The sequence below is a fragment of the Nostoc sp. genome, assembly GCF_036918015.1.
Classification (GTDB): domain Bacteria; phylum Cyanobacteriota; class Cyanobacteriia; order Cyanobacteriales; family Nostocaceae; genus Nostoc.
In genome coordinates this window covers 1-19688 of record NZ_JBALEO010000018.1, presented here as the reverse complement: position 1 = coordinate 19688, position 19688 = coordinate 1, and the positions used below count along the sequence as shown (strand labels likewise).

Below are 19688 nucleotides of genomic sequence, written 5' to 3'. Positions count from 1 at the left end.
GTAGATAGCGATGTCTACGACGGTCACTGAGCGCAACCGAAGTACGGGCTACGCCTATGCTTTTCCCCTCTTTAATTTAAATTTGATTGAGTAAAGGGGAAATTTGAGTCAGGGGTGCGTTATTCAAAGCGCTGATTTTTCTCTGACCAGCGCCTCAAACTGTAGTTATGAGCATTTTCTACCAGTAAAGCTAAGGATTGCACCCCTGAAAGCTTGGCGATCGCAGAGAGTCTTTGTAAGTAATTTCCTGTAAAATCAGTGTAAATGATTTTATTTCCATCAGAGAAAATTATAGTCCGGTCACGGCGTTGCTCTGGTTTTTCTCCCTGAATTTCAGGTGGCGTCTGATTCAAGGATGCTATTGCTTCTGGTGAGATAGTCAGTATTATTTCTGATTTAGCGTTATTTGTTAAATCAATCACTTGAACGGGCCAATCACCCAATTTTTCCTGCATCTGTTCAAAGCTAGGAATGTTACCAGTCGGAAGTTCACCGGATTTTTGTAAAGATTGCCACAGACTTGATAGCATTACCTTCACCCCTTGGGGATTTTGTTGATGCAGCTCTCGTAGAGTAATAGGAGATGGTTGCACCCATTCCAGTGCTGCATTGGTCAAAGCTAAAGACTTGGGTTGGAGAACATCGTTTTGATTATCTGGAATTTTTGGGCCAGCAGCTAATAGGCGCAAAACTTTACCCCGTAGTTGCACCGCTTTGATAGCGGCGATAGTAATTTTTTGTTCTCCATTTGGCAACCAGACTATAATCTGGATTTCCGGGTCAGAAGTGATTCCCAAAGTTTTCCAGAAAAATTTGGCCGCGTCAGTTTTCGGGGGGTTTAAATTCTCAAAGGGGAAATTTAGCCAGCGTTTTCCGTCATTAAATGCACTCACCTCCACCTGATACCAAACTTGGTTATCCGTAAGTTTCAAATCTGCTAGGGAATTTGGTTGCAGCCATTCGGTGTTGGTAACTTGAGTAATTGGTTGCACCGTACCAACAATCTGACTAGGGTGAGTAGAGGATATTTGCGATGTCCCCTCACCATTGAGTCTTGCCAACAAACTTTGAATATAGTCAAGATTCTCTTTTGTAATTTTTGGTTGCGCCTTTAACCAAGAATTAGCGTGTTTTTCTCCCCGCTGCACTGCTAAAATCAACGCGAACCAAGCTTGCACCTCTCGTCTATTTGGGTTCACCTGCAACGCCGCCACTGTGCGATTCCACAACCGTTTTTCATCAGCTTTGAGTAGAGTAGCAATTTCTTGGGCATTATGTGGCGACGCTTCAAATACCTGTAAAGCTTTCTCCCAGCGACCATCAATCAAATCTGCTAGCACTTCTTGACTAGGACTTGCCCAAATCTTCTGGGCTTGGGTTTTAGTAAGTTGAGAATGCAAGCGAATCAAATCCATTTGCGCTTGCGCTACTTCTGGTAAAACTCCTTTGCGCTGTTTCTTGACAAATTTTAACCATTCAAAGGCTGGTGTCCACAATCCACTACGAGCAATTGACAGGGCACTTTGGTATCCAAAATCCTTGAGGGCTGACGATTTGAGGCTAATCGCTTCCAATTGAATTGGTTTGAGGAATAACTTCAAAGGTTTGACTTGGTAAACCTGTAAGTGCGGTTCTAAACCTACTGTTTGATCGACAACTAACTCTTTTGTACCATCACCAGTTACCTGCTGCCATTTGGGCAATTGTCCATTAGGACTAATCCAAGACAACATTTGTAGTAAATTCGTGCGTTCTGGATTGTAGTATACGACGTAACCGTAGCGGATAGTACCAGTTCCTTGTTGGCGTTTACCGCGCAAGTCAAACCAAACGCCTGATGATGGTGTCTTACCTTCAAAGCGTTGCACTTCAGTTAAAGGTAGGGGAATACTGATATCCTGGGGTTCTGATGTTCCATCAAGCAAAGAAGAAATCAAAAAGGATTCATCTGGGCCAGTTATAGGTAATTGAGTTGCTAAATAGTAGTAATTTTCTGACTGAGATTTAAACTCTAACTCTTCTGAGCGCTCGTAAACCCTGAGTTCCACCAGTTCTTCACAATCATATTGACAATTAGCGCGTTGTTGAAAAACTGGTAGTAAAAATGAGGTTTTCACATCCTGATGTAAAGGTAGAGTTTCCCCAAATATTTGGTTTTTTTTACTCAAATCGAGTTGAATTTGTTTGAGAGTTTGGGGGCGTTCGTGCTTACCAAGGGGGATTTGTGCCCATGCAGGTAAAATTTTATTTAGCCAGCTTACCTCGTCTGGATTGAAGATGAAGAGAACACTAATCCAGGCAAAAGCCATAACTAGACTAGCACTACTTAAGATAATTGCGTAGGCGCAGCCCGTCGTAGACATCGCTAGTATTGACGACAACCAACTTCCTCGTTTTAGCTTTTTCTGGGGTTTTTTAACGACGCGTTTCATCGCACCAGCAGGAGGTTGATTTGGTTTAGAGGCTTTTGGCTTCAGCTTGCGTGAACGATTTGCCATAGATTCGGGATTAGAGAATTGAGGATTAGGGAGTGAGAAACTCTTTCCTAGTCCCCAGTCCCCATTCCCCAATACCCTGTTATACTCGCCCTTGCAAAAGTTGCCCAGAAGCATTAAGTCTAATTTGGAACAAAATCCGTAAATGTCCCCATGTGAACCCTAGACAATCGGGAATACACTCTTCACTTAAGTATGTGAGCAGAGTGTAAAAAATTGAAAGGTAGACTTATTAGCCGCAGTCATTGCCAAACCTGGATGCTCGCATGGTTACTAATTGCGGGAATAAATGGAGTTGCACAAAAAGCATTAGCACAAGAGTACATCAATCCAGAAACTACTCAGGAGATAGGAGTTAAGGGCGATAATATTATTCCCTCATCCCCTTCCCTCTCCCCAGAAGAACCGATGAACCAAGTTACATCGGTATCTCAACTCAAGGATGTACAACCCAACGATTGGGCATTCCAAGCCTTGCAGTCTTTGGTAGAACGTTATGGTTGTATAGCAGGCTATCCAGATAGCAACTATCGCGGTAATCGCGCCTTAACTCGATATGAATTTGCTGCGGGTATAAACGCTTGTTTAGATAGAGTCAACGAATTAATCGCTACAGCCACCAGCGATTTAGTCACTCGCGAAGATTTAGCAATATTACAAAAATTACAGTCAGAATTTGCTCCTGAATTAGTAACTTTGCGGGGTCGTGTCGATAATTTAGAAGCCAAAACTGCTGAAATTGAAGCCAACAAATTCTCAACAACAACTAAACTCAGTGGATTACTGATAGTTGGCATTCAAGGACGAACTAACAATCGTGGTGATGTTAATCCTAGAGATGGACAAAAAGATACAGATGATGCAGGGACAAATATTAATCTTATGTCTCTGGCGCAGTTGTATTTAACTAGTCAAATCACTCCCAGTAGTTACTTGTTTACAGGTCTTTTAGATGGTAAAGGAAAAACTACACCTAGATTTACCAATAGTGTTTCCCGGAATGATGTTTTACTTGGCTACGAATTTCCTACAGATAGCTTGATTGTAAGTGACCTAAATTTTCATTGGCTGGTGACAAATAAATTAGCAGTAATGGTAGGAACAGAAGGCGTAAGTATGCCAGCCGCTTTCCGAGGCCCCAATCGGGTAGAAAGTGCTGCAACAGGGCCATTATCTTATTTTGCCCAAAGAAACCCAATTTTAAATATGGGATATGGTCACGGTGGTATAGCTATTGATTGGCAATTTGCTAAACGCGCTAGTTTGCAGGCAATTTATACTAGTTATCAACCAGGGAATCCTGGTAAAGGTAGCGGTTTATTTGATGGAACCACCACTACAGGCGTGCAATTACTGCTGACACCAACCGATACTCTAGATTTAAGTTTATATTACGTTAATAATTACGCTTCAGATGGTTGTTTGCTAACTTTTGTTGGTGATGAATGCTTAACTACAGTTAATACCACTACCGGAAAATCAGCACCGCTACAAACTAACGCCGTGGGTGCAACTCTCACTTGGCAAATTTCTCCCCGTATTAGTGCAGGTGCGTGGGGTGGTTATACTAAATCTTATATTCCTGGGCAATCAGGAAGTGTAGAAACGACAAATTATATGGTATTTCTGAATTTCCCTGATTTACTTGCTAAAGGAAATTTAGGAGGAATTTATGTCGGTCAACCTCCTAAAATTACTAGTAGTGACTTACCTGTAGGAAATAATGTCCCTGACTTTATCAATACAGGTTTAGGACGTGCAGGTGGACAACCAGGTACAACCACTCAAATTGAGGCATTTTATCGTTTTCAGCTAACAGATAATATCAGTATTACACCAGGGATAATTCATCTTATCCAGCCTGGTAACACACAAGATAGTGACTCAGTTACTATCGGCATTCTGCGTAGTACTTTTAGTTTTTAGTTTTAGTTTTACATAGTAAAAAGATTCTGCGGCTTCCCACGGGATGCGTTGCAAGATAGCGCTCAGAACTTTGGGAGATGCAGAGATTGAACTGAGAATTCAACCCAATTTCACTTTTTTGTGTTGCTCCCATCTCATACCCATAACTCTTCTATTTAATGCACCATCTTCTATTTTGGCCCATTTTCATACAGAATTGGTATAAGTGGCATGAACGTTCTGTGAAACATGAGAGTTAAAATTTAAAAACGCAGAGGGGCGCTGAGGGAAGCGCAAAGGTTCGCAGAGAATTAACTCCTCTGCGTTCCTTTGCGTAAACCTTCTCTGCGAGACGCTTCTCTTTCAAAGACGCTAAAGCGAACGCGAATGCGTTCCTTTGCGTTAAAAAAAAAGGATATATTATGACGACAAAATTAGATGCTCTGATTAATTCTCTAGAAGGCATAGAAACTATTACCGACTCTACCCAAGTCGCAAAATTATCCCAGGATTATCACACTTTTAGCCCCGTGTTAGTGTCGAAACTAGAGGGAAAAGTTGGGGATATCGTAGTGCGTCCCGCAAATGAAGCAGAGGTTTTAAAAGTTGCAGCTGCCTGTGCAAAACATCGTATACCTGTAACTGTGCGAGGCGCGGGAACTGGGAATTATGGGCAATGTGTACCGTTGCACGGTGGCGTAATTTTAGATATGACGCGCTTGCAAGAGATTCTTTGGGTGAAACCGGGGGTGGCGCGGGTAGAAGCTGGGGTGAAGTTGGCAGCTTTGGATAAAAAAACACGAGAAATCGGCTGGGAAATTCGTATGGCACCCTCTACGTACCGCACAGCCACAATTGGGGGATTTATTGCTGGGGGAAGTGGGGGTATTGGCTCGATTCAATATGGGTTACTAGGCGATCGCGGTAATATCTTAGCATTGCGAGTGATCACTGTAGAAGATGAACCCCGTGCGATCGCATTACGCGGCGATGATGTCCAAAAGGTAAATCATGCTTGGGGAATTAATGGGATTATCACTGAAGTCGAAATTCCTTTAGGGCCAGCTTATCCTTGGGCAGAAGTCATTGTCACCTTTGACAACTTTATGGCAGCAGCAAAGTTTGGTCAGGCTCTTGGCAATGCTGATGGCATGATTAAGAAGTTGATTTCTGTCTTTGCATCCCCAATTTCCCAATATTTTCACGCAGTACAAGAGTATATTCCTGAAGGAACTCACTCAGTATTTTTGATAATTTCTGAACCGAGTTTGGAATTCTTACCGGCTTTGGTGCAGCAATACGGCGGCCAGATTACATATAAAAAATCAGCGGAGGAAGCAGCCAAAGGTACGCATTTAGCAGAATTTAGCTGGAACCACACTACCTTACTTGCCCGGAGTGTAGATAGTGGTATTACATACTTACAAAGTCTCTTTCCTAGCGATGCCTCCGGCGGGCTGCGCTTACGCAGTTTGCAACTAGTAGAGCAGATGTATAATTATTTCGGCGATGAGGTAATGATGCATTTAGAATTTTTTCGGGTGAATGGTGTCGTAGTTCCTGGTGCATTGCAACTTGTGCGCTACACCACAGAAGAACGCCTCAATGAAATTATCCGCTATCACGAAGAACAGGGTGTGAGTATTGCCAATCCTCATACATATATTATTGAGGACGGCGGCAGAAAAGTTATCGCTCCTGAACAGTTAAAATTTAAAGAAATAGTCGATCCTTATGGGTTGATGAACCCCGGTAAAAGCAAAGTTCTTCAATTCCAAATTCAAAATTAGCAAACTACAGAAACACGTATCAGAAATTTCTCTGTATATTTGTGTAACCTACCTCCAAAAAGCTAGTTGCTGGGCGTTTATAATTTGTGGTTTGATTTTAACAGCCGTGGGGATAACCCAAAATCCAACATTCCAATAATCGCCCATGATTGAAATTGACGGTTCCTACGGAGAGGGAGGCGGACAAGTTCTTCGCACTTCCTTAAGCCTAGCCGCCATTACCGGCGAACCCATACGAATTACAGGCATTCGCGCTGGACGCAAAAAGCCAGGATTAGCAGCACAACATTTAACAGCAGTTCGGGCGGCGGCGAGAATTTGTAATGCCCAACTACGGGGTGATGCTTTGGGTTCAATGCTGCTCGAATTCATCCCAGGTAGTGCTGTGCAAGCGGGAATTTACACCTTTGATGTTAGTAAAGCACAACAAGGTGGTTCTGCGGGTGCGATCGCTCTAGTTTTACAGACAATTCTCTTACCTTTGGCACTAGCATCTGGCAATTCTTTGGTGACACTAAAGGGTGGAACTCATGTAAACTTTAGCCCCACAGCGACGTACATTGAGCAAGTTTATCTGCCTATACTGCAACGCATGGGTGTAGAAGCCCAAGTCAAGTTAGGCGCTTGGGGATGGTATCCCCAAGGTGGGGGAGAGGTAGAGTTACAGGTAGATGGCGGTGGTAAACTCGGTGGGATCGACTTGTTGGAACGGGGTGATTTACAACAGGTGCGGGGACTAGCAGTGGTGACAGAATTGCCTTCCCATATTCCGCAACGGATGGCAAATCGTGCGGAGAATTTGTTACGGGAGGCTCATTTAAAGGTTACTGTACAGACCTTACGAGAAAGAGGTGTAGCACCTGGGGCGGGTATTTTCCTCACTGCTGAGTATCAGAATAGCTTAACAGGATTTGGTGGATTTGGGCGTTTGCGGTTGTCGGCGGAAACAGTTGCAGAGATTGCTTGTCAGCAACTGCTTGAGTTTCATTACACCGGCGCACCTGTGGATGAACATTTAGCAGATCAGTTATTATTGCCAGCCGCTTTAGCTTCACAAGAAAGTCAGTATCGAGTGGCTGAAGTGAGTAGGCATTTGACGACGAATGCAGCAGTTATTGAACAGTTTGGGTTGGCACAAATAACAGTAGATGAAGCTGAGAAAATAGTGTCAGTAAAGAGTTTGACTAGATAAAATAAGTGTTTATTAGTGCTTTCTGATCGAGTATCATTGCGATCGCATTTGCGGATTATCGAGTATGCCAAATGTGCCACCATTGCCTTTTCGGTAACAACAGATAGGGCGATCATCCACGGCGTTATGGTGGCAGGATTACGATTCCATCATGCAGGAAGAACTATGATCGAGCTACTTTGTTTGTTAGAGAGAGCGATCGCGCCTCGGTTAAAATGGCTTTGATGAGAGATGTGCGTATGCAATAGTTTTGTGTGTTAGAGCGATCGCAGTTGTTGGGTGAAGAAGTTGCGATAGCCGAACGCGAACAGCGTCTCGCAGAGAAGGCTTAAGCTTTGCTTATCGCTCTCTGGTTTACAGCATCATAGACATTTCACCGATAATTGAAAAGGTGCGTTAGCCGACAATACGAGGCGATCGCTATAAAGTTGTTATTTCCCTAATTGCCGTAGATTTCCTAACTTTTATGTGCTTCAACTAGCAGCAAACTCAGTAAATTTTCGTTTGTATGGGGCTTTAAAAGCCAAAACTATATCTTGTTTAGGAACTCCAGCTTCTACTAATTCATTAGCCACTCCAATTTCCGTTCCATCGCGTTCGATCCAAATTTTGCCATCTTTAATTTCTACATAAATAATACAACCAAATATTCGCGTTAGCTCTTGCCAACCAATGTTCATAACTTGATAGCGATCGCGTTCAGTATCAAATAACAATTTGACTTCTGTCTGACTATTTGAGCGATTTTTGGCATGACTTTCCAAAATTTTTTGGACTATTTCTTGATAATTTAGTCTCTCCATATAACAATCTCCTCTTGCTCTGGATTAAAAATTAGTAATTTTAGTTGATATTCAGCAATTATTCTTTGAATAAACTTCCGACTAAAAAACTCATTATAAACATCTACCGGAACAGCTAAATACAAAATCCGATCAGGTTCAGTCAACCTCAATGCTGAACGGTAGTTGAGACATTGACCAAGAGCTAGGTGAAATTCAGTTACGTCTGAGGCTCCTAAAAAGGATTTTATCTCTACTGCTATTTTTTTACCAGTTTTTTCAGCAGCTAAAATTCTCTCTGCTGTTAAGTCTATGTAAAAATCAATATCCTCAACTTGAATAAATAGATGCTCGTCAGTAATTGTCCATTTATCTTTTTCGAGGGCTGTTTTAACTATATTATGAAATATATCTTTAGCTGGCATACATATATTAAATTTATTTAACCACTACTCATACCATAAAGCGATCGCCTTCCACAAATCAGAAAAGCGATCGCTGAGGAATATTTAGGACTTGGTTTTATCCAAGTCTAGTTTTGAAATGCTTATTTTATGAACAGAGTTTTTGTATTTGCGTACTCAAATAAATTTAGTAACTATTTTATCTTTTTCGGTCTGATTTTATACTTAATTATTTACCTACCTAAATTTGAAATGATGATGTATCAAAAAAATGTCTTACATCAGGTCATGTAAATTGATTTTTACTGCTTGTGAGAAATGCGGGTGGCTAACCTAAGCGTTTTTTTCTCACTTGTGAGAAATTCGGGAAGTGAGGTGAAAGATTAGGGAAGTGGTAGGCAGGGGAGCATTTGCAATTAAAGTCGTAAAGCTGCATTGATGCAACAATAAGCAACTGACAAATTTACAAGGCGACTGCAAGTAAGGTTGAGACTAAGTTCAGACGTTCCTAATACTTAATACTTACTTAATATAATTAGACAGCATTGCAGTAGCTGTTAGAAAACATGGTAATAAATTTATTAGGGACAGATATAGAATTGGAACAAAACCATGATTGATGAACAAGAAATAGAAAAATTGTGGCAAGCTTTCAAAGTATTAGACGTAGACGGCAACGGAGCGATCTCAACCGAGGAACTAGGGGAGGTAATGCGATCGCTAGGGCAAAATCCCACGGAAGCGGGGCTGCGTGACTTGATTAAGGAGATTGATGTTGACTTGTCAGGCACTATTGACTTTGAAGAATTTAAAACATTGATGATCGCGAAAGTAGGCGATCGCCAAAGTCGCCTTAAGTTAGCCTTCAGTGCCTTTGATGAGGACGGTAGCGGTGAAATTACTACCGTTGAACTGCGGACAGTGATGACTCAGTTTGGGCTGACAGACGCTGAATTGAAAGAGATGTTGCAGGAAGTAGATCATGATGGCGATGGCTCAATTGACTTTGAAGAATTCTGTCAGCTAGTACCGGAGGAGTCAGAGAGCAAAACTGGTTATCAAGACTCACCGATTTCCCTTAACAGTTCGCTCAAAACAGTTGCTACTTCCAATGAGGCCGCAGCAGCTAGCACCCAATCGACGCCAGAAGCAACGACTCCAGAGTTGGCACAGTTAAGAGAACAGTTAGCACAACACCCAAACTCACCGAATCAGAAAAAAAGCGGTACGTCTCCCTTACAAATGCAGATTGGTTTGTTTCGTTTGATTCAAGGAGCAGCCTACCGCAGTTTCCGTGAGAGTTTCTCTGCAAATCACGAAACTCACTTGCGGGTGAAAAACTTGCCATACAGAATTACTGATTTTGTGGAGTTTGTCAAACAAGCGATCGCACTTTACAAAGCATTAGGTATAGTATCCGAGGATTGCTACCCCGTCCTGGATGCAGTGGTTGAATCAATTGCCGATGAATATGCCCGATTGCAGGAGCGGATCAAAAACTGGCAAACAGTAGCAAAGACACCAGAAATGTTGGCAGAACAGCAAGCGATTTTAGAGGCGCGGAGTAAATTTGCCAATGTCAAAGAAAAGTTTGCAGCTGGAGTCGAGTTTGCAATTACGATTAAAAAGAAAAGTCTCAGCTTGGGTGACATCGTAGAAGGTGTGCTGGCGATTAACGAACTCAATCGTCTCCGGGGAATAGAACTGAACGAAGAAATGGCTCCACCCCCAACTAAATCTCAGGCAAATCCAAAAGACTATTTGCATAAGTGGAACCGCGTCATTCTCTCTCAGGCAACTGAGGAAATAGATGGTGCAATCATGCCAGTAGCATACTGGTATGAAGACTTCATGCCGAAGTTGTTGGCGGCATTTAGTGTTTCTACCACAGCAGATATCCAAAACAACACTGTACCCAATGAGGCGGCTTTGGATGAGTGGTATCAGTGTACAAAAAACTCAGGAGAATTTAACCGCTACGGGGCGGATGTTGCAGAAAATTTTCCCCGTTGCACTCCCAAACAGAAATTGATCCTCAAACAAGCATGGCGGTTAACGCATCACTACCTAAATGGAGTGCAGAAACGCCGCGAACGCCTAGAATTTGGACGAGAATCAGGTGCGTTATCGCAGTATGTAGCATTCATTGATGTCTATCTAGATCGGACTGAGGTGAAGGATTCCCAAATGCGAGTCAGCTTCCCCTACTACATTGGCCCGGCAGTGTGGCGCTTTTTCCATACCACAGCTGAGATTGTGTCTACCAAGACACCAGAACAGCAAAAAGCCGCAGTCGCAATCTTCAAAGATTTCTTCCAACTGTTTGCCACAATGTACCCCTGTCCTTACTGCCGACACCACCTGAATATGTACGTTGTCCAAAATAAGGAAGTGGATATGTATCCTGTAGAATACCTGGTGCTTGGGCGCGATCCTAACCTGACTGACTTTGAGGTGTCACTAGAGGCAAAATTATCCACCGTTGTAGATGGTTCCTCCCTGCGGTTATTCTTCTGGAAACTGCATAACACCGTTTCTTCTTCCATTGCGCGATCGGAAGAATGGTATCACAAGGATGAGAAAGCGTTCTACACTACCCGTTTTTGGCCCAGCCTTGACTCTGAATTAGCAAGAGCCAATGCACTCAAATACACCAGCATAGAAACTGCTCGTATCTACAACATCTACGGAATTCTCAAACCATTGGCACGGCTGACAGGGGTAAAAGCAGAATTACCAAAGCTGCTGGAGAAGGGCGATGCGAATAATCTTAAAGAAGCGTGTATAGTTGCACAGAACCACATCAAGGATTTAGAGGAAGCTGTCATTATCGGGCAGTTTCTCCAAGAGACATACTACTTTGAGCCTAGCCTTGTGGATAAACCTCCACTCTTCACCCCTGAAGAAGAAGAGTTTGCCCGAACTGGTATGTTTACAGAAACGATTTAAATACTTATAGGACTTACGCACTGTATAAATTAATCATGGTAGGTATTCACGAAAATAGATCGTTTTTGTCAACTTAACGCTAAACCCGCTTGGTGACAACGTTTTGCCCTCACCCCCAGCCCCTCTCCCTTGGGAGAGGGGAGCTAGACATTCAATTCCCCTTCTCCCTTGGGAGAAGGGGTTAGGGGATGCTTTCAAGGGTAGGTTTTTCAGAATCTCAAAAATAGTTGAGAAAATTCTCAATTGTTTAACGTGGTTTAGTCGTTTCAGGATTTAAGTATCGGCTGAAATGGTCAAAAAATGACCAAATACAAAATACCTACCTTTGAAAGGTTAGGGGATGAGGGCGTGAGGGATTTGCAAAATGCCTGTCCGATATAGTTTTCGGCTTAAGTTGACACCAATGAGCATTGCTGTGCCCTTACGACAGATGTGGTTTTTCAAGCCCTTCATACTTTGTATTTTGCGTCAATGCGTAAGTCCTAACTTAGGAATGCTTTAATTCCCCTCCTTCAAAGTTTCGTCGGCAGGGGAATTTTAGCGCAACCCATTAAAACCCGTTTGCTTGAGCTACATCGCCGTTGCAACATTAAATGAGAATCGCCCTTGGTAGCTTGAAATATCGATGATATAAAGGAGACAATAAAAATAGCCAAAGTAGAAACTTGCCCCAAAAAGGCAATTTCAATGCTTTGAAAAGTCACAGCATTGGCATCTCACGCTGTATGTACCTTTAAATATCCTCTAAAATGACTGTTTAAAAGCGTCAAGGTCTAGTTTATAGAGGATTTTTTCTAAAAGACAACCACCGATGTAACCTGTAACCGACACATGACCAATCGAGAGGAATTAATGAAGAACGAGTCAACGTTAGCAAGCAACGCCGACGTAAATTTCCTTATCGGTGGGGGTGAAATGGGTGCTAGGATGCGAGAACAGGATTGGGCAAAAACGTCCCTTGGCCCAACACAGCACTGGCCACAGAGTTTGAAGACTGCCGTGCGAATTATGCTAACTTCCCGTCAACCCATGTTTGTTTGGTGGGGCGAGGAACTGATTAACCTTTACAATGACGCTTATAAAACTATTATTGGCGGCAAACATCCAGAAGCATTTGGACAGCCAGCTTCATACGTGTGGCGGGAAATATGGGATCAGGTTGGGCCTCGCGCCGAATCAGCGATGCTAAAGAATGAGGGTACTTACGACGAAGCGCTGCTGCTAATTATGGAGCGCAATGGCTACCCAGAAGAAACCTATTATACTTTTTCATATAGCCCGGTTCCTAATGACCAAGGCGACACAGGCGGGATCATCTGCGCTAACACAGAGGACACGCAGCGGATTATTAGTGAGCGTCAGTTGGCACTTTTGCGCGAACTAGCGGCGAGGACGGCAGACGCGCGGACATTCGATGAAGCCTGTACATTGAGTGTGAGTTGTCTGGAGAGCAACCCTTACGATCTCCCTTTTGCAATGATTTATTTGGTCGATCCCGATAAGCAGGAAGTTTTTCTGGCTGGAACTTGCCGCATTGGGCAAAACCACGTAGCAGTTCCAGAAACAGTGGCTCTCGATGCTGATGGGGTTTGGCCCTTTGCAGAAGTGATTAAAACGCATCAGGCAAAATTAATTTCTGATTTGGAAGTGTCTTTTAGTAGTCTACCCTGTGGTGTTTGGCAGCGATCGCCCCACCAAGCGATCGCAGTACCTATTGCCGCATCTGGTCAAACTGGAAAAGCTGGTATATTAATCGCTGGTTTGAACCCCTTCAGGCTATTCGACGACAATTATAAAGGATTCATTGATTTAGTTGCGGCTCAAATTGCAGCCAGCATTGCTAACGCCCAGGCTTACGAGGAAGAACGCAAACGTGCTGAAGCCTTGACAGAAATCGATCGCGCCAAAACCGTTTTTTTCAGCAACGTCAGCCACGAGTTCCGTACCCCACTTACCCTAATGTTGGGGCCATTAGAGGACACCTTAACCACTTGTGCTACTCTGCTTCCAGCCAAAGAGCGAGAGCAGCTAGAAATGGTGCAACGCAACGGACTTCGACTGCTGAAACTGGTCAACAGCTTGCTAGACTTTTCACGCATTGAAGCCGGAAGGGTTCAAGCTTCTTATGAACCCACCAACCTTGCCACCTTCACCGCAGAACTAGCTAGTGTATTTCGTTCCGCAGTAGAACGGGCAGGGATGCAGTTATCAGTTAATTGTCCTTCCCTGCCAGCACCAGTGTATGTAGATCGGGAGATGTGGGAAAAAATTGTTCTTAACCTGCTCTCGAATGCCTTCAAGTTCACGATGGCTGGAGAAATTGCGGTCAGTTTGCAGTGGTCAAATGACCATATTGAGTTTGCAGTCAAAGACACAGGAATCGGTATTCCAAGCGCAGAAATCCCCCACCTTTTTGAACGATTCCACCGCGTCAAAGGGGCGCAAGGACGAACTTTTGAAGGGTCAGGAATTGGATTATCACTGGTGCAAGAATTGGTGCAAATGCATGGTGGAACAGTTGATGTTACCAGTCTTCTCGGAGTAGGCAGTTGCTTTACTGTGTCAATTCCCACAGGATATGCTCATTTGCCTCCAGACCGGATTAGTGCCCCGCGAACTTTAGCTTCAACCGCATTAGGTGCAACACCTTATTTAGAAGAAGCCCTGCGGTGGCTACCGGAAGAAGAGAGCAGGGGAAGCAGGGGGAGAAGAGAAGCAGGGGGAGAAAAAATAGTTCAAGAAGACTACACATCATATATAGATTCTTCCCCTGCCTCCCCTGCCCCCCTGCCCCTCCGCTCCTCTGCTCTCTCTGCCCGAATTCTCCTCGCTGACGACAACGCAGATATGCGTGATTATGTCAATCGGCTATTAAGTCAGCAATATGAAGTGGAAGCAGTGCCAGACGGTTTAACTGCTTTGGAGTCTGCTCGTGGACGTGTCCCTGATTTGGTACTGACAGATGTGATGATGCCTGGATTAGATGGCTTTGGACTGCTGCAAGCATTACGAGCCGATCCGCTGACGCAAAAAGTTCCCATCATTCTGTTGTCGGCACGGGCGGGAGAAGAGGCACGGGTGGAAGGGTTAGAGGCGGGAGCCGATGATTATCTGATTAAACCCTTCTCTGCCCGTGAATTGTTGGCGCGGGTAGAAGCAGCCCTAAAAATGGCTCGTCTCCGCCAAGAGGCAATGGAACGCGAACAAGGGCTGCGAATTGAAGCTGAGGTGGCGAAAGAACACTTAGAGACTGTCCTAGCTGGCATTCAAGACCAGTTCTTTGTATTGGATCGAGAGTGGCGTTATACCTTTGTTAATGAACAGGTAGCAAATGTTGTTGGCATCCCAAAAGAAGAGTTGCTAGGTAAGATCGTTTGGGAAGTTTTTCCCGATATGGTTCAAAGCGAGTTTGATACCGAGGTTCATCGAGCGATCGCCCAAAACACTGTTGTTCAGTTTGAATACTTTTATGCGCCTTGGCAGCGCTGGTTTGAGAACCGCGTCTACCCCTTTGCAGAGGGAGTCAGCATTTTTGTTACAGAAATTAGCGATCGCAAACAAGCAGAAAAAGCACTTCGGGAAAGCGAAGAAAAGTTCCGCAACATGGCTGATAATGCCCCCTTCATGGTTTGGGTGACAGATACCAATAGCTACTGCACCTATCTCAGTCAAAGCTGGTACGATTTTACAGGTCAGACCGAGGAAATGGGTCTGGGATTTGGCTGGTTAAATGCTGTGCATCCAGAAGACTATAATGACGCCAGGAATGTTTTTCTGGAAGCTACTAGCAGTTACTCGGCTTTTCGTATGGAGTACCGCTTGCAGCGTAAAGACGGCAAATATCGCTCTTGCATTGATGCCGCTAATCCGTGGTTTGGAGTGGACGGTCAGTTTAAAGGTTACATCGGCTCAGTCATTGACATTACCGAACGTAAAGTTGCAGAAGCCGAACGCGATCGCCTCCTAGAACTTGAGCAAGCTGCCAGAACTGAAGCCGAAAGAGCCAACCGGATTAAAGATGAGTTTCTGGCGGTACTTTCCCATGAATTGCGATCGCCTCTGAATCCGATTCTTGGTTGGGCGAGACTCTTGCAGACTCGTGAGTTTGACGCAGCAGGATTGAAGAAAGCGATCGCAACTATCGAGCGGAATGCTCAATTACAAGCTCAATTAATTGAAGATTTGCTCGATGTCTCTCGAATCTTACAAGGCAAGCTCAACCTGAAGATGTTACCTGTCAACCTAGTATTTGTGATTGAGGCGGGATTGGAAACAGTCCGTTTGGCAGCAGAAGCTAAAAATATTCAAATTCAGACGATGCTAGATGCTTCTTTTGGGCAAGTTTTGGGTGATTCTAGTCGTTTACAACAAGTTATTTGGAATCTCTTATCGAATGCCGTTAAATTCACTCCTGAAGGAGGAAAAATTGATATTCAACTAGAGTGCGTTGACGCTCAAGCTCAAATTACCGTCAGCGACACAGGTAAGGGAATCAGCCCTGACTTTCTACCTTATGTGTTTGAATATTTTCGTCAGGCTGATGGCACGACAACCCGAAAATTTGGTGGATTGGGGTTAGGGTTAGCAATTGTGCGTCATTTGATCGAATTACATGGCGGTACGATTCAGGCAGAAAGTTTAGGTGAAGGGCAAGGAGCTATTTTTCGAGTTAGGCTACCACTAATTAAAAAAGATTTAACCCCAAAACAAGATATAAATGTTGCTACATTAAATCCTTCTCCTTTTCCTGAAATCCTGGCAGGCATCCAAATCTTAGTTGTAGATGATGACAATGATACCCGTGACTTCCACACATTTGTACTAGAACAGGCTGGAGCAATGGTGACAGCAGTGACATCAGCAAAAGAAGCATTACAAATTTTGGCAAAGTCAGAACCAGATATGCTACTCAGTGATATTGGGATGCCAGAGATGGATGGCTATATGCTAATGCGCCAAGTTAAAGCATTGCAGGCAAACCAAGCCAAACGAATTCCGGCGATCGCTTTAACTGCTTATGCCGGAGAAATCAATCAGCAACAAGCACTTGAAGCAGGGTTTCAAAAGCATCTGTCCAAACCCGTCGAACCAGATGAGTTAGTCAAGGCAATTGCAACTCTAATTGGTAGAAGTGGGCACGTCTAAGTACAGGGAGCCAATTTCAAAGTCCCTCTTCCAACATTGCTACCATCTATACACAAGTCTGAAATAGCTGAAAAACCCAAGGTTTTACCCCACCCTAACCCTCCCCTTATAAAGGGGAGGGAACTAGATTTCTTGTTTCCCTCCTTTATAAGGGGGGATTAAGGGGGGTAATTCGACTTGTGTGTACACTGTAGTTCCCAACATTGGGAGAGGGATTTAGAGTGAAAGCTCATTTATTCATGGCTAAACTTATTAAATTGTTTCAAATATTTTGTTATTTATTGAGCTAGATTCATTCTTCAAAAAGATATATTTACTCTGAATTAATCTAGCTAAAAGCTGTTACTAATCTGGCTAATTTTATACTAATTCAATTAATAATTGCAACACATCCTTGGCTAAAGACGCGATGAATCGCGTCTCTACAAATGGTCTATTTGTCGCATTCTTTTTTCAAATTTGTATTCCCTTTATTTTGTAACTTAAATTGTTAATATAACTCTTAACTTTTTTGCTTGATTACACAATATACATCGGAAATTACTTGGGCTTTTAGTATAAATTTTGGTATGTGTTTCTGAGTCACTTACTCAGCTAAATTATTTAGTTTACTTAACTCATCAAATCTTCATGTATTTGAAGTATATTTTATCTTTTACACTAAAAATAGTGGGAATAATAGAATAAATCGGATTGAGCAAATTCAAACTATTTAGCTATGAGCCAAATATGTCCTATCTCCAAAACCTGTGCTTGTCGCAATGTCGCACGCTGCCGGAATAAGGAGGCAGGTAGGCTCTTTCTCTGGTTTCCCGTTTCACATACCCTGATAAAAGTCACCTCCTACCTACAGCAGTTTTCCCTTAAGTATGAACTGATGCACGAGCGACCAGGTTTAAGTTTAGACTGTAAACCCGGACAGTCCCTAGAAATTGCTCGTAACCTAGCCAAACTACTTGCACCAAGAGAATTAAAAGAGACGCAAGTCCTTTTCATGCAAGGTACTTTCCAACCTCAACTCCATGATTTTAGTGACATAGCCTCATTACAACGCTTCATTAAGTTGAACCAATCCGACTGGCTGGTTGATATGCTGGCAACGGAACGATTCACTAGTTACTTTCAACCAATTGTCTCAATTAACGATACATCACAGATTTTTGGATATGAATCGCTCTTGCGGGGACTGGATGAAGAAGGCAATTTAGTGCTACCAACACCAATTTTGGAGTTAGCAACCGAAGCCGGACTTCTACCACAACTAGACCAAGTTGCTCGACTCAGCGCAATCACTCAATTCAGCCGCTATCAAGTAAGTGGGCACATCTTCATCAATTTTGCACCAACATCACTTTATGACCCAGCTTTTTGCCTACGTAGTACAGTAGAGGCAATTGATACTGCTGGAATTTCTCACGATCGCGTTGTTTTTGAAGTTGTAGAGTCAGACAATCCTCAAGATTTAGCCCACCTTAAGGCAGTGCTGCAATACTACCGAGATGCCGGGTTTTTAGTCGCTCTTGATGACCTTGGTTCTGGCTATTCCAGCCTAAACTTGCTGCATCAGTTACGTCCAGACTTGATCAAGCTGGATATGGAGTTAATTCGAAATGTACATCAAGACCTTTACAAAGCTTCGATTACCGAGAAGCTTCTAGAGATTACTCAAAAGTTAAACATTCAAACCGTTGCTGAAGGAATTGAGTGCATTGAGGAATTGAACTGGCTGCGAGAACGAGGTGCAAATTTTGCTCAAGGCTATTTGATTGCTAAACCCAGTGCAGCGCCTGTCACTACAACCCCTTACTTTGAGCAAATCTTGTTAACTATAGCATCAGCAAATTCTCAGGTAGTTGAGCAGGTTCAACACCAAAGCGAGTCTGAGCGAATTGTTGCGGCTGTAACGCAGCGCATTCGCCAATCGTTGGAGTTAGACGAAATTTTGCAAACCACAGCAGCCGAAGTGCGACAACTCTTTGAGGTAGACCGAGTGCTGATTTACCAGTTTGAGCCAGACTGGAGTGGGTTAGTCGCTGTAGAATCCTTAGCAGAAGGGTGTATGTCGATTTTGGGATTTCACGTCATGGATACGTGCTTTAAATCCACGCGTGCAGCTTACTTCCAAGAAGGTAACACCAGAGCGATCGCAGACATTGAAACTGCGAGACTATCGCAGTGTCATATTGACCTCCTTAGAAGTCTGCAAATCCGGGCAAACCTTGTCGTACCAATTTTGCAGCAAGGGTGTTTGTGGGGATTATTGATTGCTCACCAATGCCGTCAGCCCAGACAATGGCAGCAATCAGAGATTAACTTGTTTAACCAGTTAGCAGGTCAAGCTGCGATCGCTATTCAGCAATCAGAACTTTACCATCAATTACAACAAGCAAACCAGGAATTACAACGCCTTGCCTGTTCCGATGGTCTAACCCAAGTGGGAAATCGACGCTGCTTTGATGACACGTTAAACACGCAGTGGCAATGGTTGGCACGAGAGCAAAGTTCGCTATCTTTGATTTTGTGTGATGTCGATTACTTTAAGCTTTACAACGATACGCATGGACATCTGGCAGGAGATGATGCACTCAGACAGGTTGCTAAGGCAATCTCTCAGACAGTTAAACACCCCGCTGATTTAGTGGCTCGTTATGGTGGAGAAGAGTTTGCAGTCATTTTGCCGAATACTGATATCGAAGGGGCTATTGCAGTTGCAAAAGATATTCAGACCAATGTTAGTGCATTACAAATGCCTCATCCCCATTCTCAGATCAGTAAATTCATTACCCTAAGTCTTGGTGTGGCAACCATCACTCCTGATAGCCAACTATCTCCTGCAACCTTAATTGCTGCTGCTGACCAAGGACTCTACCAGGCAAAAGCACAAGGGAGAAATTGTGTGGTGCAGATGGATTGTGAGAATGCTGATGCTAAATAACTGGACTTTAGACTAAAAAGCAGAAAATGACTCAGGGAAGCTGAGTTGAAAACAAGCAAAGCCAAAAAATTCAAAAATCAGAAATCAAGCA

At 43.4% G+C, this 19688-nt stretch carries 10 protein-coding genes; 7 read left to right on the top strand and 3 right to left on the bottom strand.

The genetic code is table 11. The features are described 5' to 3' along the window. Positions 1–119: 119 nt before the first annotated feature. Complete coding sequence (locus tag V7K61_RS04605) at positions 120–2498, bottom strand: hypothetical protein (RefSeq protein WP_335051355.1); 2379 nt, start codon at positions 2496–2498, stop codon at positions 120–122. A gap of 255 nt (positions 2499–2753) precedes the next feature. Here V7K61_RS04605 and V7K61_RS04600 point away from each other — a divergent pair, with 255 nt between their 5' ends. The 4 genes from V7K61_RS04600 to V7K61_RS04585 all read left to right on the top strand — a co-directional run bounded on the left by V7K61_RS04600 (position 2754) and on the right by V7K61_RS04585 (position 7607). Next, positions 2754–4421: an iron uptake porin gene (locus V7K61_RS04600; protein ID WP_335051509.1), complete on the top strand. Its 1668-nt coding sequence runs from the start codon at positions 2754–2756 to the stop codon at positions 4419–4421. A gap of 401 nt (positions 4422–4822) precedes the next feature. Continuing rightward, on the top strand, positions 4823–6190 hold the full coding sequence (locus V7K61_RS04595; protein ID WP_335051353.1) for an FAD-binding oxidoreductase: 1368 nt from the start codon (positions 4823–4825) through the stop codon (positions 6188–6190). Between the two features lie 145 nt (positions 6191–6335). After that, a complete protein-coding gene (gene rtcA, locus V7K61_RS04590) occupies positions 6336–7382 on the top strand; it encodes an RNA 3'-terminal phosphate cyclase (RefSeq protein ID WP_335051351.1) in 1047 nt (348 codons plus the stop codon). Between the two features lie 15 nt (positions 7383–7397). Beyond that, on the top strand, positions 7398–7607 hold the full coding sequence (locus V7K61_RS04585) for a hypothetical protein (protein WP_335051349.1): 210 nt from the start codon (positions 7398–7400) through the stop codon (positions 7605–7607). 248 nt (positions 7608–7855) lie between these two features. Here V7K61_RS04585 and V7K61_RS04580 read toward each other — a convergent pair whose 3' ends face one another. Then, complete coding sequence (locus tag V7K61_RS04580; protein ID WP_096727587.1) at positions 7856–8185, bottom strand: XisI protein; 330 nt, start codon at positions 8183–8185, stop codon at positions 7856–7858. Beyond that, positions 8173–8589: a XisH family protein gene (locus V7K61_RS04575; RefSeq protein WP_334881379.1), complete on the bottom strand. Its 417-nt coding sequence runs from the start codon at positions 8587–8589 to the stop codon at positions 8173–8175. The genes V7K61_RS04580 and V7K61_RS04575 overlap by 13 nt, the downstream gene beginning before the upstream one ends. 591 nt (positions 8590–9180) lie before the next feature. Between V7K61_RS04575 and V7K61_RS04570 the strand changes: the two genes are divergently transcribed. The 3 genes from V7K61_RS04570 (at position 9181) to V7K61_RS04560 (ending at position 19597) form a co-directional block, all read left to right on the top strand. Next, a complete protein-coding gene (locus tag V7K61_RS04570; RefSeq protein WP_335051347.1) occupies positions 9181–11517 on the top strand; it encodes an EF-hand domain-containing protein in 2337 nt (778 codons plus the stop codon). Positions 11518–12369: 852 nt separating this feature from the next. Next, positions 12370–16662 (top strand): ATP-binding protein, encoded by a 4293-nt coding sequence (locus tag V7K61_RS04565; RefSeq protein WP_335051345.1) that lies wholly within the window; start codon positions 12370–12372, stop codon positions 16660–16662. Positions 16663–17380: 718 nt separating this feature from the next. After that, positions 17381–19597 carry an EAL domain-containing protein gene (locus V7K61_RS04560; RefSeq protein ID WP_335051343.1) on the top strand — a complete coding sequence of 739 codons (2217 nt, stop codon included), beginning with the start codon at positions 17381–17383 and terminating at the stop codon, positions 19595–19597. Positions 19598–19688 lie beyond the last annotated feature (91 nt).